Below are 13,602 nucleotides of genomic sequence, written 5' to 3'. Positions count from 1 at the left end.
TCATCTCCCGTTGGAACATCCCTTCTGGAATCCCAGATCACAATGAGCCTTCAGTCGTTCGGTGTCCTCGGCGGTCCAGCCCTCAGGATCAGTCACCTGCACCCACGGGACGATGTAGTCCTGTGCATAATATGCATGGCCGTGGCCAGCCGGCGCGCCGAATGCCAGTGCCATGTCCAGGGCGAGTTGAAACTGGGTGACAATCGGGATGAAGGTCAGATGGTCTGATACATCTTCGGCTGGCGGGTCATTCATCCAAGGAGGTGCGCGCCACAGCGACAACGGATCGTAAAATACAATGGGGTCACTTGAATATTGCAGGAACACAATGCGCATCCGGCCCCATCCGGCTTCGGCTTTAGACGCATCCGCATAGTGCGACGCGTAGCGGACAAGGGATCCTTCGCCGATCGTCGGCAACATCCAGGGGCTGCTGGGTTGCCGCGCATTTTGCACGTAATGCCAAAGGTCGGACGGAAATGGTGGACCCGCCCAGAAGGCACCGTTTATCGGATCGTCAACGAGCCGGAACAGGTTGGTCGCATACATTGAGGACCACGCGCCAAGGCTCAGGCCATGTGCATAGAGCCTGGGGCGGTCGTCCTCAGGCAGCGTTTTCCAGTATTTGTGCACGATCTTCAAAAGGGCGGTCGCCTGATCAAGTCCAGCGCGGGTTTCAAGGATCAAAGCAAGCGGTGATTGCAAATAGGAATACTGTGCGCTCACAGTCGCGATATCGCCACCATGCATGTATTCGAGAGGATCGTGCGATCCCGGATCCATCCAACCGGTTCCGGTCGGACTTGTGACGATCAATACCTCGCGCTCGAATGCGTTGAGCCGTTTGAGTTCTGCCAGCGCAAGTTCTGCGCGTTCGTTGGGCGTATCACCGTCTGCGCGGCCGACATAAACCCGGATCGGGTCGAGGGCCGGCTTACCGGTGAAAGCCGAAATTGCCTCGGCATCCGGTCCCGAGGTCACAAAGTCCCTGCCGGGCTGTCCCATGGCTCGCCAGTCGATAAACGAAGCCGATGAGCCGGTCCGGTTCGGGTCTGCAGGTGGTGGTGGGGCGGAATCGAAAAGCTTTTGTGCTGCCTCGTAGCTCTCGTCGAGCCCGGTCACAACCTGATCCAGAATACCGTTGCGTGAGACGACGAACAGAAGCAGGACAACCGTTACCACGCCGAGGACATTTGCACGCCGGGCGGGCATGAAACGATAGAAGCGGGACCGGATCCATCGGAACAGGGTTGCGACCACCGCGCCGATTACATACGCAACCGCGAACGTCGCTGCGGCGCAAATCAGGATGGTTGCCAGATGCTGGGCTTCCGCAGGTTCAAGCCCCATCTTGCTCCGCAGCTCGTTTTGCCATTTGAGACTGGATGTCGTCGTCCAAACCGCAAGGAAGATCACCGTGGCGGCCAGCAGGATATTGCCAATAAGAGCCGATCTGCCGCGCAAACGCGGCAGATCCGCCGCCCGCCATATCAGGTCGATGATCTTGCCCAGCAAATAACCGATAGCGATGACTATTCCCCCGAGCACACCTTGTACAAATGGACCGCGAGGGATGAGGGAGGGGGTGAGTGAGGCAATGAAAAACAAAAGACCGAGCATGAGGCAGGGAATGGAAATCCCCGTAATCAGTGAGCGAACCCAATGCATTGCACTCACTTCCCTACGCTTGGTGTTGCAGTGGCAGGTGCTCGATTGATTGATGCTTTCATCGCGGAAACCTCTTCTCGCGGTCAGGATCACCTAGGTCAGGCTGTCGGTTCCTGGATCGTTTGTATTGATCTGGTGCCTGACGCGACAGCCTTTTCCTTTTGTCTCGTGGCCAATGCGGGTCATCACTTGCAGGTGTCGAACGCACGCTTTTTCAGCCCTTTCTGGATTTCATAGATAGAGATCGGCACATCGGGCTGAGGCTGCGGGATGCGGATCGGGATGTCCTTGAGACGCGGCTGGAGCGTTGGTTCACCGCAAAGCATCCGTGTGTCGTAATCTTCAATCCCGTCCCATTTGGTCATTGAACCCACTATGGGAAATGCGTCAGCGGCCATCATTTCGTAGAACAGAATGCGCCGCGAGCGTTCGGATGTGTTCAATGCCGAACCGTGGATGATCCGCCCGTGATGAATCGAAATCGACCCCGCCGGTCCTTTCAATTCGACTGCATCGGACGGGTTCAACCCGACTTCCTCAGGGATGAACGCGCCGGCGAAAACACCGTTGACATGGTGGTCATGGACAGGTCCCCTGTGGCTTCCGGGATAGACTTTCAGCGGGCCGTTCTCGCTTTCCATATCGTCGATAATGACGCCGATGGCCAGGATGTCATCATTGGTGTGCGGATAGAAGGCATAGTCCTGATGCCATTCGACAGCAGCGCCGTAACCGGCCGACTTCATGTTGAGTTTTGTCGTATGCAGCCTGAGATCAGGCCCGATCAGGTCCCGGGCGGGGGCCAGAATTAGGTCCGAAAACATCAATTCACGCACGACGTCGCTGATTTTGTGGGGCAACTTTATGCGTCTCAGGCGCGGCCGGTCCGGGGTGTGAGTGTCTTCAAGGTCCAGACGGTCATTGGAAGCGGTCATGCCGCGCGCTTCGGTCTCGAACCGGCTGATCTCGGCGCGAATTTCCGCCAAGACAGTCTCCGGAAGATGGCGTTCCAGAACCAGGTATCCTGTTTCACGATAAGACGCGATCTGGGCATCGGACAGAATTTCCGGCATGTGTCTTGCTCCTTTGCGACAGATTGGGGCGCGTGAATTCAGCTGTCAATTTCTAACGTCCAGCCACATGCTCCCGCTGTTTCAACGGCATTGCGCCTTGCCCGTACGAATTCTCCTGAGATTCGTATCAATCGACTATCGCCTAACCATACGCTGTCTTGAGTTGTAGCTTGAAGTTCTGCCCACACGAGTGGAAACTGTGGCTTTCACGCGAAACAGACAATCATTGCCGTCTGTACATATGTTCAAGTGTTTCAGGATTGATTGATATGCAGCGCAGAAAATTTCTTCTCGGAGTGCTGGCGCTTGGCGGTTGCTAGTCGGGCAATTTTCCCTTCAACACTACTTTGCGACCCGCACAGACCGACTATGACTTCGAAGGCTATGACGTCCTTCATGTGAAGGATGTGAGCCGCACGGACCTTGGCGGTACGGTGATCTATGACGAAGTCATCCCCTTCGATGCGGGAAGTCATACGCCGCCGAATGGTACCAACGGTCCGACCGGGTCAGGCGGCCGGATCACAGGTGCCGTTCAAAGTCGAGTGGTTCGATCCGACAATACCAAAACGCTGATTTTTGCGTACCGGTTCCGCGACATGACTTTTTTTCCCGGCACCGGGCCACAGAAAAAGGGCAGCCAGTTGGTCAATGTTGAAATCGTCAATATCAGCGGTTTTCCAAAGACCGCATTCCCGGTCGAAATGTATGTACTGGACAAGAGCCAAAGCCTTGGCGCCGAAACATTGACAGGGTTTTATAGCGGAAGCGGAGGGTTCGAATTCAACACTTTCCTGACCGAACCTCAGGGCACAACCTTTTTCGAGGTGCTGACCAAGGCATCGAGGTACAGGACCGGCCAATATCTTTCACTGGAAGTCGATGCCCGCGGAAACGGCGGTGGTCAGCATGTCGTCAACCTGTCGCGGATCGCCGTTCCTGCCTGATACCAGGGAAAATTTGTGGATCCGCGGTCAACGGTTCATGACGGCGGAAGGCTGTTTCAAACCTGAATGAAACCTCGTTCAACCTAAGCTGCGTCTTCGGCCTGTTTCAGAAGGCGGAGCAGGTGCCTGTGGGCGTATTCGTTACCAACCAGTACGTCGCCTGATTCCAGCATCTTGTTCTTGCCTTGAAGGTCGCTGACAAAACCACCGGCTTCGCGCACCATCAGAATTCCGGCCGCGATGTCCCAGGAATTCAGATTATGCTCCCAGTAGGCGTCGAGCCGTCCGGAAGCGGTCCAGGCAAGATCGAGAGCGGCGGCACCGGCACGACGGACGCCGGAGACCTCAGGCATGACATAGCGCAGCTCACGGAGGGCGCGGCCGTGATCGCCATGTCCGATGAACGGCATGCCGGTACCGATCAGCATTTCCGGCAATTCCGTGCGACCTGCAACCCGCAACCGGCGATCATTCAAATAGGCGCCCCGGCCTCGCTCTGCCGTGTAGAGTTCATCCATCACCGGATTGAAAATGACACCGGCGACGATCTCACCAGCTCGTTCAAGCGCAATAGACGTGGCGAAAATCGGAATGCCGTGCAGGAAATTCGTAGTACCGTCGAGCGGGTCAATGTGCCAGCAATGCTGGCCGTCGGAGCCTTCGACAACACCGCTTTCTTCCATCACCAGCCCGAAGGTCGGGCGTGCCCTGGAGAGTTCGCCACGCAGGATATCCTCCGCACGGCGGTCGGCAGCCGATACGAAATCACCTGGTCCCTTGCGGGAGACCTGAAGATTTTCCACTTCACCGAAATCGCGGACCAGACTGCGTCCGGCCTTGATCGCGGCTTGAACCATCACGTTGAGGAGTGCTGTGCGGGCCATAGATTGTCACTTGTTGTTGGGCGCTGCCCGGGTTCCGGGCGCACCAGGTCTTCTTGTTCAATGTCCGGCTTTATTCGGCGCGGCGAACATATTCCAGCGTGCCGGTATCGACGATGATCCGCTCACCGGCAGTAATGAAGGGGGGCACCATGACACGGACACCGTTTTCCATCAGGGCCGGCTTGTAGGAAGACGATTGCGTCTGTCCCTTTACAACCGCATCCGCTTCGCTGATTTCAAGCGTGACATGCTGCGGCAACGTGATCCCGATCGGGCGTTCTTCATGCAGCTCCACTGTCACCATCATGCCATCCTGCAGGAAAGCGGCACGGTCGCCGACAAATTCCGATTGCAGTTCCAGCTGCTCGTAGGTTTCCGTGTCCATGAAAATCAGCATGTCGTCCTGAGTGTAAAGGTACTGAAAGTCCTTTTGCTCGAGGCGGACGCGCTCGACCTTGTCTTCAGAGCGGAACCGCTCGTTGAGTTTGCGGCCGTCGAGCAGGTTCTTCATCTCGACCTGTGCGAACGCACCGCCCTTGCCAGGCTTCACGTGCTGAACCTTGACGACAGCCCAGAGCGTGTCCTGATGCTGCAGCACGTTACCAGGCTTGATTTCGTTACCGTTGATTTTCATGGAACGACCGATTTTATCAATTGTTAGGATCTGGAGCAGAGCGGTCCCCGGCATTCAAGCCGAGGCGCCAGAAATTGCTCGCGCCTGTCCACCACAAAAGCCGGGCTGTTTCAAGGAAAAAAGGCAAATTCTCCTCCGATTGACCGGCTCGGAGTGGATTTTATGGCGATTCAGCTGCTGGATCTTCCGTCGGTGCCATGAGTGTCGCTGCGTGCTGTTCCGCCAGTTTGCGGGCGTCTTCCATGGTCTTTTCGTCGAGTGTTTCGACGATCCTGTCGAGATTGTGGTCGGGAACACCGTTGGTGCGGGCAGCAAGATGCCAGCCTGCTGCTGCTGCAAAATCCTGCTCTCTTCCGCGGCCGTAGGCATAGATACGGGCCAGCCGGTTCATCGCGACCGGGTTGCCTGCCGTCGCGGCCCGCTCGAACCAGTCGGCTGCCTCGGCCTCGTCCGGATCCACACCTTTGCCCTGGTGCCGAAGAATGCCATAGTAGACCTGAGCAGACGTGTGTCCGCGCCGTGCGGCACGACCAAGCCAAAAGGCACCCTGGCCCGGATCGTTCAGACCGGTCTGCGATTCAATGAAGGACAGTCCGAGAGCATATTGTGCTTCGGGATCGTTCATGGCGGCTGCTTCTTCCAGAAGTTCGCGGGCCTTGGCTTCGTTGAAGGGGCGTCCCTCACCTTCCTGATAGAGGATCGCGAGGTTGTAGATCGCGGACGCGTTTCCTGCCCCGGCAGCCTGTTCGAAAAGATCGGCCGCCTTGGCCTTGTCAACGTCAACGCCTGTCCCGAGAAGGTAGAACTGTGCCAGTTGCATGGCGGACCCGCTGTCGCCCGCGTCGGCGGCCAGGGAATACCAGTCAGCTGCCTTGGATTTGTCCAGCCTGATGCCGAGACCTTTCTCGTGGAGGACACCAAGCAGGGCCTGAGCCGCCTTGTCGCCCTGTTCGGCAAGTGGCGTGGCCAATCCGAGTGCGGTCAGAAACCATCCGCGCTGGAAGGCCGAATAGGCGGTCTCGGCTGTGACGGTTTCGCTCTCGTCAAATTTCGGCGGCCCATCGTCAACGATGCTGAAGAGGGTCTTGTCCCGCGTGGTGACATCGATGAGAGCAGGCTCGGCGGCCGCATTTTCGTCGGCATTGACCGCGTCGAAATTTGCCTCCTGAGCGGATGCATTCAGGACTGTTTGCCCAAGCAGGAACGCACAGATTACCACGAACATGGTCCGCAATGTGTCGTGAGGACGGGCGCTTCTGGTCGGCATCGATCCTACTCCCTGCCTGGTTGGTGGCTCCCGGCAAATTACTCCATTTCCGGAAACGGATGGGCCTCAAGAATGCGATTGGCTTCGGCGACCACGGAGGAAACATCTGCATCTGATTGCCAGACGGCATCCTTCAGAGCAACAAAATCCGCGCCTGTCTTTGCCACTTCTGCAAGTGTCTCCATCGAGTTGCCTGCCATCGCGACGCAGGGCGTCTCGAAAAGTTCTGCCCACCATGAGGCGCCGGAGAGCGTCTTGTCGTGAGCCTTTTCCTTTTCATCGAGGCTGAGCTTGCCGAAAAAAATGTAGTCAACACCGGTTTCGGCCGCTTCCATCGTATCGTGTTTGAGCTTGGTTCCGCCTGTTCCGACGATCCGCTCCGGCTGGAAGCTTTCCACGGCGAGCTTGATGTCCTCCAGGGAGGTGTCGACATGCACCCCGTCCGCACCGCTGCGACCTGCCGCCTGGGTATCCCCGTAGACGAGAGCGGCTGCGCCCCCTTGCTGGATAACCGGAACCAGTTTTTCAGCAGCTTCCTGAACAGCCTTTGTTCCGGCGCCTGGCAAATAGATCAGAACGCATGCAACATCACCTCCGGCAAATGCCTGTTCAAGCTTTGCCGCCATGTCAGAGATGTCGAATTCCGGAGGCGTTACAAGAAAGAGGCGCGGGCGATTCACGTTCGGGATCCTGACTGAAGGGATTGCTATTGGGTTTCTTGTCCCTAAAGACGGCGAAAGAGGGACGCAAGGCCCCTCTTTCAATAAAGTGAGTGAATCAATTGGGCAGAACGGCGCCTGTCAACCGATTTTCGGGTCAAGGCTGCCATCCTGATAGCGGCCGGCCATTTCGGCCAATGTGATGATTTTCGTGATCTTGGAAGCCTGACCTGCGGTGTTGAAAGCCTCCAGACGCTCAACGCACAGCTTCTGCATGGCTTCGCGGGCGGGCTTCAGATATTTGCGCGGGTCGAACTCGCCCGGGTTTTCACTGAGCACACGGCGGATCTGGCCGGTCATTGCCATCCGGTTGTCGGTGTCGATGTTGATCTTGCGCACGCCGTTCTTGATACCGCGCTGAATTTCCTCGACCGGCACGCCCCAGGTTTGGGGCATTTCACCGCCGAACTGGTTGATGATGTCCTGAAGGTCCTGAGGAACGGAAGAGGAGCCATGCATGACGAGGTGAGTTGCCGGCAGGCGGCGGTGAATTTCCTCGATCACATGCATGGCCAGGATTTCGCCGTCTGGCTGACGGGTGAACTTGTATGCGCCGTGACTGGTTCCCATCGCGATTGCCAGTGCGTCGACCTTTGTTTCCTGCACGAATTTGACCGCTTCGGCGGGATCGGTCAGCAGCTGATCGTGGCTGAGTTTGCCTTCCGCGCCATGGCCGTCTTCCTTGTCGCCCATCCCGGTTTCAAGCGAGCCGAGAACACCCAGTTCTCCTTCCACGGAGATGCCGCCGAGATGAGCCATGTCGGTCACGGTTTTGGTCACGTCGACATTATAGTCCCAGTTGGCCGGGGTCTTGCCGTCCGCTTCCAGGGAACCGTCCATCATGACGGATGTGAACCCGGCCTGGATCGCGGTCATGCAGGTCTGCGGTGCATTGCCGTGGTCGAGGTGAACACAGACAGGGATATGAGGATAAATCTCGACGACAGCATCCATCATATGCTTGAGCATCACGTCGTGAGCGTAGGAGCGGGCGCCGCGGGATGCCTGGATGATGACAGGTGCATCGGTCTGATCGGCGGCAGCCATGATCGCAAGGGCCTGCTCCATGTTGTTGATGTTGAACGCCGGAACGCCGTAGTCGTTCTCTGCGGCGTGATCAAGCAACTGGCGAAGGGTAATACGTGCCATCAAGTGTCTCCCAAGGATCCGGTTCCGTGTTCCGCCCGCCAGCCGAATTGAATTGACTGGCCAGTTTGGCGGCGCGTAAATCTTCGGTCGTTCTAACAATATTTTCGGTTATGGAAAGAGCGGCGCGACCGCTTAAATCAATTTAAATACAAGGCACTGACGGAAATTTTGCGCACACAATTAATTCGGCCTTCAAATTAATCATGCGTGTGGCTGGAACAGGGCAAAAGCTTGTTACACCAGTGAGCTGATGTCAATGAAGGTTCCAGCCGGATCCCTGACAATCATCCGGCGTTGCCCGTATGGCATATCGGTTGGAGCTTCAACGATGTCGGCGTTGGAAGCGATCGCCCGCTGATGGATGGTGTCGCAGTCGTCCACGACAAAGGTGAGGATCACGCCGGCCGGCGCCTGTCGGGCACTGGCCGGAACGATTTCGTTTGTCCGCTGCAGAATCCCGAGTTCCAGGTCCGGATTGTCGGGATCTGCCAGATTGACGAACCAGTCGGAAGAGAACTTCGGCTTCAGGCCGAGCAACGTTTCGTAGAATGCCGCGGTTTGCGCCACGTCCTCGGCGAGAATGTTTGTAAAACCGCGCTGCATATCTTTTCCCCTTCTTTGCGGATTTTCAGGTATCGAGCGCCTTGACGCCCGGAAGTTCCTTGCCTTCCAGCCATTCCAGGAAAGCGCCTCCCGCGGTGGAGACATAAGAGAAGCCTTCGGCAGCACCGGCGTGGTTCAGCGCCGCGACCGTGTCACCGCCACCGGCAACGGAATTGAGCTTGCCGGCACGGGTGTTTTCAGCAGCATGTTTTGCGGCTGCGACCGTTGCCTTGTCGAACGGTTCGATTTCGAATGCTCCCAGAGGTCCGTTCCAGACCAGGGTTTTCGCCGAATCGATCTTGGATTTGACGGTCTCGATGGAGGCCGCGCCGACGTCGAGGATCATGCCATCGGAGGGTATGGCATCAAGCTCGACTGTCTCGTTGGCGGCTCCTGCCTTGAATTCCCGTGCAACCACAGCATCGTCGGGCAGCACGATGTCGCAGTTTGCCGCCTCGGCAGCCACCATGATTTTCCTGGCCGTATCGGCCAGATCATGCTCGCAAAGCGATTTGCCGACATCGGTGCCCTTTGCGGCCAGGAAGGTATTGGCCATGCCACCGCCAATCACCAGCATGTCGACCCTGGAGACCAGGTTTTCCAGAAGATCGATCTTCGAGGAAACCTTCGCACCGCCGACAACTGCAAGGACCGGGCGAACAGGGTCGCCGAGCGCAGATCCGAGCGCTTCCAGTTCGGCCTGCATGGTTCGGCCCGCATAGGCCGGGAGAAGCCTGGCGATGCCTTCGGTCGAGCCGTGCGCCCGGTGCGCGGCGGAAAAGGCGTCGTTGACATAGATATCGCCGTTTGCAGCCAGGGCCCTGGCAAAGTCCGGATCGTTCTTCTCTTCGCCCCTGTGATAGCGGGTGTTTTCCAGCAGCAAAACACCGCCGTCCGACATGGCGTTCACCATTTCAGTTGCTACGCCGCCGACGCAATCGTCTGCAAATGCAACCGGTTTTCCAAGCAATTCAGCGACGGCGGGTGCCACCGGCGCAAGAGACATATCCGCAACGCGTTCGCCCTTCGGCCGGCCGAAATGGGCCAGCAGAATGACCTTTGCTCCTTTTTCGGAAAGCTCGCGAATGGTTGGCAGCACACGTTCGATCCGCGTCGTGTCGGTGATCCTGCCGCCATCCATCGGCACGTTCAGGTCGACACGGACCAGAACCCGTTTGCCGGAGATGTTGTTCAGGTCGTCGAGAGTTTTGAAAGCCATGGAACTTACCTGTCGTCGGAAACAGTTCAAACAATGAAAAGGCGGATGCAGAAGACCTGCAACCGCCCTTGGTACTATGACGGATGTCGTGGCATCCGATCCACTGCTCAGATCAGCTTCGACATCGCCACGGCGGTGTCCGCCATGCGGCAGGAGAAGCCCCATTCGTTGTCATACCAGGACAGGATACGAACGAAGGTGCCGTCCAGAACCTTGGTCTGATCCATGTGGAAGACCGAGGAATGGCTGTCATGGTTGAAGTCCATGGAAACCAGAGGCTCTTCCGTGTAGCCCAGGATGCCCTTCAGTTTGCCGTCCGCAGCCTGCTTGATCGCTGCATTGATTTCCTCAACGGTGGTTTCTCGCTTGGCGATGAAGTTGAGGTCAACGACGGAAACATTCGGTGTGGGAACGCGGATGGCAACGCCATCCAGTTTGCCATTGAGTTCCGGCAGAACCAGACCGACGGCCTTTGCCGCACCTGTGGAAGTCGGGATCATGGACATGGCTGCCGCGCGGGCGCGGTAAAGATCCTTGTGCATGGTGTCCAGCGTCGGCTGATCGCCGGTGTAGGAGTGGATCGTCGTCATGAAGCCCTTTTCGATGCCTATGGTCTCGTTGAGAACGTAGGCAACCGGCGAGAGGCAGTTGGTGGTGCAGGATGCGTTGGAGACAACGAGGTCGTCGGCGGTCAGCGCACTGTCGTTGACACCGAACACGATGGTCTTGTCCGCACCGGCAGCAGGTGCTGAAACCAGAACACGTTTCGCGCCTGCCTCCAGATGCATGGCTGCCTTTTCCTTGGCAGTGAAGATGCCGGTGCATTCCAGAGCGACTTCCACTCCGAGTTCGCCCCAGGGAAGTTCTTTCGGGTCGCGTATGGCCGTTACCTTGATCGGCTTGCCACCGCCAACGGAGATGGTATCGCCGTCGACACTTACCTGTGCCGGAAAACGGCCATGAACGGAATCATAGCGCAGCAGATGTGCGTTGGTTTCAACCGGACCGAGATCATTGATCGCCACGACTTCAATGTCCGTGCGGCCACTTTCCACGATGCCACGCAGGACATTCCGACCGATGCGACCGAAGCCGTTGATTGCTACCTTGGTTACCATTTTCCACTCCCGCAATCTCTAGCGCCTTTCAGGGTATGACGCTGATTGGTACGCCACCAGAGGTGGCTGCGTTTGAGAGCACATTCGTGCTCGGGGACCCGGCGGCTTCTGGAGGATCGCGAGCTGCCGGGATTAATCTCTATCAGGCGCCGAGCCGTTCCCTTGCGGCGGCGACAACGGCATCCTTGGTGATACCGAAATGCTCATAAAGAGCCTTGTAGGGCGCACTTGCACCGAAGCCGGACATGCCGACGAATACGCCATCATTTCCGATAAACCGGTCCCACCCCATGCGGATACCGGCCTCAACGGCGATCTTGACCCCACCGGAGCCGATGACCGCAGCCTTGTAGTCTTCGGACTGTGCTTCGAACAGCTCGAAGGATGGGACGGAAACGACCCTCGCGGCAATACCGTCTTCGGTCAGTTCCTTGTGAGCATCGAGAGCGATTTCGATTTCGGAGCCCGATGCGAAAATCGTGACGGCTGCCTCGTCGTCACTGTCGGCAAGGACGTAAGCACCCTTGGCGCACAGGTTGCCTTCCTCGAAGGTCTTGCGAACCGAGGGAAGGTTCTGCCTGGTGAGTGCCAGAACTGAAGGTCCGTCCCGGCTTTCAAGCGACAGCTGCCAACATTCCAGTGTCTCGGTGATATCGGCCGGACGGAAGAATGTCAGGCCCGGAATTGCGCGAAGAGCCGCGAAATGCTCCACCGGCTGGTGGGTCGGGCCGTCTTCGCCAAGGCCGATAGAATCGTGCGTCATGACGTGAATGACGCGTTGCTTCATCAGGGCCGCAAGGCGAATTGAAGGACGACAATAGTCCGAGAAGATCAGGAACCCACCGGAATAGGGAATGATGCCACCGTGAAGCGCCATGCCGTTCATGGCGGCGGCCATGCCGTGTTCGCGGATCCCGTAGTGGATGTAGCGGCCCGAGAAATCGTCCGGTGTCACCGGCAGCGTCTGAGGCGTCTTGGTATTGTTGGAGCCGGTCAGGTCGGCAGAACCGCCGATCGTCTCCGGGACCACTTCATTGATGACACCGAGAACAGCTTCAGAAGCCTTGCGGGTCGCCATGGTCGGCTGGTCCTCGGCAAGCTTCTTCTTGTAGTCCAGAACAGCCTGCGTGAATCCTGCGGGAAGGTCGCCACGATTGCGGCGCTCGAAATCTGCCCGCGTTTCCGTGTCGGCATCGGCAAATCGTTTCTGCCAGTCCTTGTGAGCATGAGCGGATCTGAGGCCGGCGATGCGCCAGGCATCCAGGATGTCGCTTGGGACTTCGAATGCCTCATGGGGCCAGTTCAGGGCATCGCGGGTGCCGGAAATTTCGTCAGCGCCGAGCGGTGCGCCGTGAACCTTCGCCGTACCGGCCTTGGTCGGGGCTCCGAAGCCGATGGTCGTCTTGGCTGCGATCAGCGTCGGGCGATCGCTGGCCTGAGCCTGGCGGATCGCATCGGCTATCGCTTCAGGGTCATGGCCGTCGATGTCGATGGTGTTCCAGCCGGAGGCGGCGAACCGTTCCTGCTGGTTGGTGCTGTCGGTGATCTCGACCCTGCCGTCGATGGAGATGCCGTTGTCGTCCCAGAAAACAATCAGCTTGTTGAGCTTGAGATGGCCGGCAAGCGTCAGAGCCTCCTGGCTGATGCCTTCCATCAGGCAGCCGTCGCCGGCAAGAACATAGGTATAGTGGTCGACAAGCTCCTTGCCGAACCGATCCCTTTGCAGGCGTTCGGCGATCGCCATGCCGACAGCATTGCCGAAACCCTGGCCCAATGGGCCGGTCGTAGTTTCGATACCGGCGCCGTGGCCGTATTCCGGGTGACCTGCAGTGCGCGACCCCAGTTGACGGAAGTTTTTCAACTCGTCCAGCGAAAAGTCATCGCTTCCCAGCAGGTAAAGCAGGCTGTAAAGCAACATGGAGCCATGTCCGGCGGACAGGACGAACCGGTCGCGGTCGGCCCAACTCGGAGCGGTCGGGTCGTATTTCAGGAATTGGGTAAACAGGACTGTTGCAATATCGGCTGCGCCCATGGGCAGTCCGGGGTGACCGGATTTCGCCTTTTCCACGGCATCAATGGCAAGAAAGCGGATCGCGTTTGCCATGCGCTGGTGTTTTTCAAGATCGGTCATTATCTTCCCGTTGCTTGCTTTGGAGCCTCTTTAACCAGAGCGGACCGTCCGGCAAGGCAAATTCGAGGTGTATCTCTCAGACACTGACTGTTGTCAGTTCCGTTCAGGCGCCAGACAAATATCAGGAACGCGCACCGAGTCAATAAAGCTGCCGAATCGGCATGCGGGAACAAAAAACCGCTTCCGCAGG

The 13,602-nt window shown here is 57.7% G+C and carries 12 protein-coding genes; 1 reads left to right on the top strand and 11 read right to left on the bottom strand.

The window, feature by feature from the left end; all coding sequences use genetic code 11:
- Together LA5095_RS08500 and LA5095_RS08495 are read right to left on the bottom strand one after the other, a co-directional pair.
- The gene (locus LA5095_RS08500; protein ID WP_055113868.1) at positions 1–1,668 is read right to left on the bottom strand and encodes an alpha/beta hydrolase; all 1,668 of its coding nucleotides are present in this window, start codon (positions 1,666–1,668) and stop codon (positions 1–3) included.
- Between the two features lie 185 nt (positions 1,669–1,853).
- Positions 1,854–2,741 carry a phytanoyl-CoA dioxygenase family protein gene (locus LA5095_RS08495; protein ID WP_055113866.1) on the bottom strand — a complete coding sequence of 296 codons (888 nt, stop codon included), beginning with the start codon at positions 2,739–2,741 and terminating at the stop codon, positions 1,854–1,856.
- A gap of 347 nt (positions 2,742–3,088) precedes the next feature.
- Between LA5095_RS08495 and LA5095_RS08490 the strand changes: the two genes are divergently transcribed.
- Entirely contained in the window at positions 3,089–3,688 is a 600-nt protein-coding gene (locus LA5095_RS08490) for a hypothetical protein (protein WP_055113864.1), read from the top strand.
- 83 nt (positions 3,689–3,771) lie between these two features.
- Here LA5095_RS08490 and LA5095_RS08485 read toward each other — a convergent pair whose 3' ends face one another.
- The 9 genes from LA5095_RS08485 to tkt form a co-directional block, all read right to left on the bottom strand.
- Positions 3,772–4,572 carry an inositol monophosphatase family protein gene (locus tag LA5095_RS08485; protein WP_055113862.1) on the bottom strand — a complete coding sequence of 267 codons (801 nt, stop codon included), beginning with the start codon at positions 4,570–4,572 and terminating at the stop codon, positions 3,772–3,774.
- Positions 4,573–4,642: 70 nt separating this feature from the next.
- Positions 4,643–5,206: an elongation factor P gene (efp, locus tag LA5095_RS08480; protein ID WP_055113860.1), complete on the bottom strand. Its 564-nt coding sequence runs from the start codon at positions 5,204–5,206 to the stop codon at positions 4,643–4,645.
- Positions 5,207–5,366: 160 nt separating this feature from the next.
- The gene (locus tag LA5095_RS08475) at positions 5,367–6,473 is read right to left on the bottom strand and encodes a tetratricopeptide repeat protein (protein WP_055113858.1); all 1,107 of its coding nucleotides are present in this window, start codon (positions 6,471–6,473) and stop codon (positions 5,367–5,369) included.
- Between the two features lie 38 nt (positions 6,474–6,511).
- Positions 6,512–7,153, bottom strand: coding sequence for a thiamine phosphate synthase (locus tag LA5095_RS08470; RefSeq protein WP_055113856.1), 642 nt, complete (start codon positions 7,151–7,153; stop codon positions 6,512–6,514).
- Positions 7,154–7,273: 120 nt separating this feature from the next.
- The gene (fba, locus tag LA5095_RS08465; protein ID WP_029064595.1) at positions 7,274–8,341 is read right to left on the bottom strand and encodes a class II fructose-bisphosphate aldolase; all 1,068 of its coding nucleotides are present in this window, start codon (positions 8,339–8,341) and stop codon (positions 7,274–7,276) included.
- A 234-nt stretch (positions 8,342–8,575) separates the two neighbouring features.
- Positions 8,576–8,944 (bottom strand): VOC family protein, encoded by a 369-nt coding sequence (locus LA5095_RS08460; RefSeq protein WP_055113854.1) that lies wholly within the window; start codon positions 8,942–8,944, stop codon positions 8,576–8,578.
- Between the two features lie 25 nt (positions 8,945–8,969).
- A complete protein-coding gene (locus tag LA5095_RS08455; protein ID WP_055113852.1) occupies positions 8,970–10,163 on the bottom strand; it encodes a phosphoglycerate kinase in 1,194 nt (397 codons plus the stop codon).
- A 107-nt stretch (positions 10,164–10,270) separates the two neighbouring features.
- Positions 10,271–11,281 (bottom strand): type I glyceraldehyde-3-phosphate dehydrogenase, encoded by a 1,011-nt coding sequence (gene gap / locus LA5095_RS08450; RefSeq protein WP_055113850.1) that lies wholly within the window; start codon positions 11,279–11,281, stop codon positions 10,271–10,273.
- Between the two features lie 142 nt (positions 11,282–11,423).
- Positions 11,424–13,412, bottom strand: a complete 1,989-nt coding sequence (gene tkt, locus LA5095_RS08445; protein ID WP_055113848.1) for a transketolase — start codon at positions 13,410–13,412, stop codon at positions 11,424–11,426.
- Positions 13,413–13,602: the final 190 nt, after the last annotated feature.

The organism is Roseibium album (genome assembly GCF_001404515.1).
Taxonomy (GTDB): domain Bacteria; phylum Pseudomonadota; class Alphaproteobacteria; order Rhizobiales; family Stappiaceae; genus Roseibium; species Roseibium album.
The sequence above is the reverse complement of the archived record's forward strand: the minus strand, read 5'-3'. Positions and strand labels throughout refer to the sequence as shown.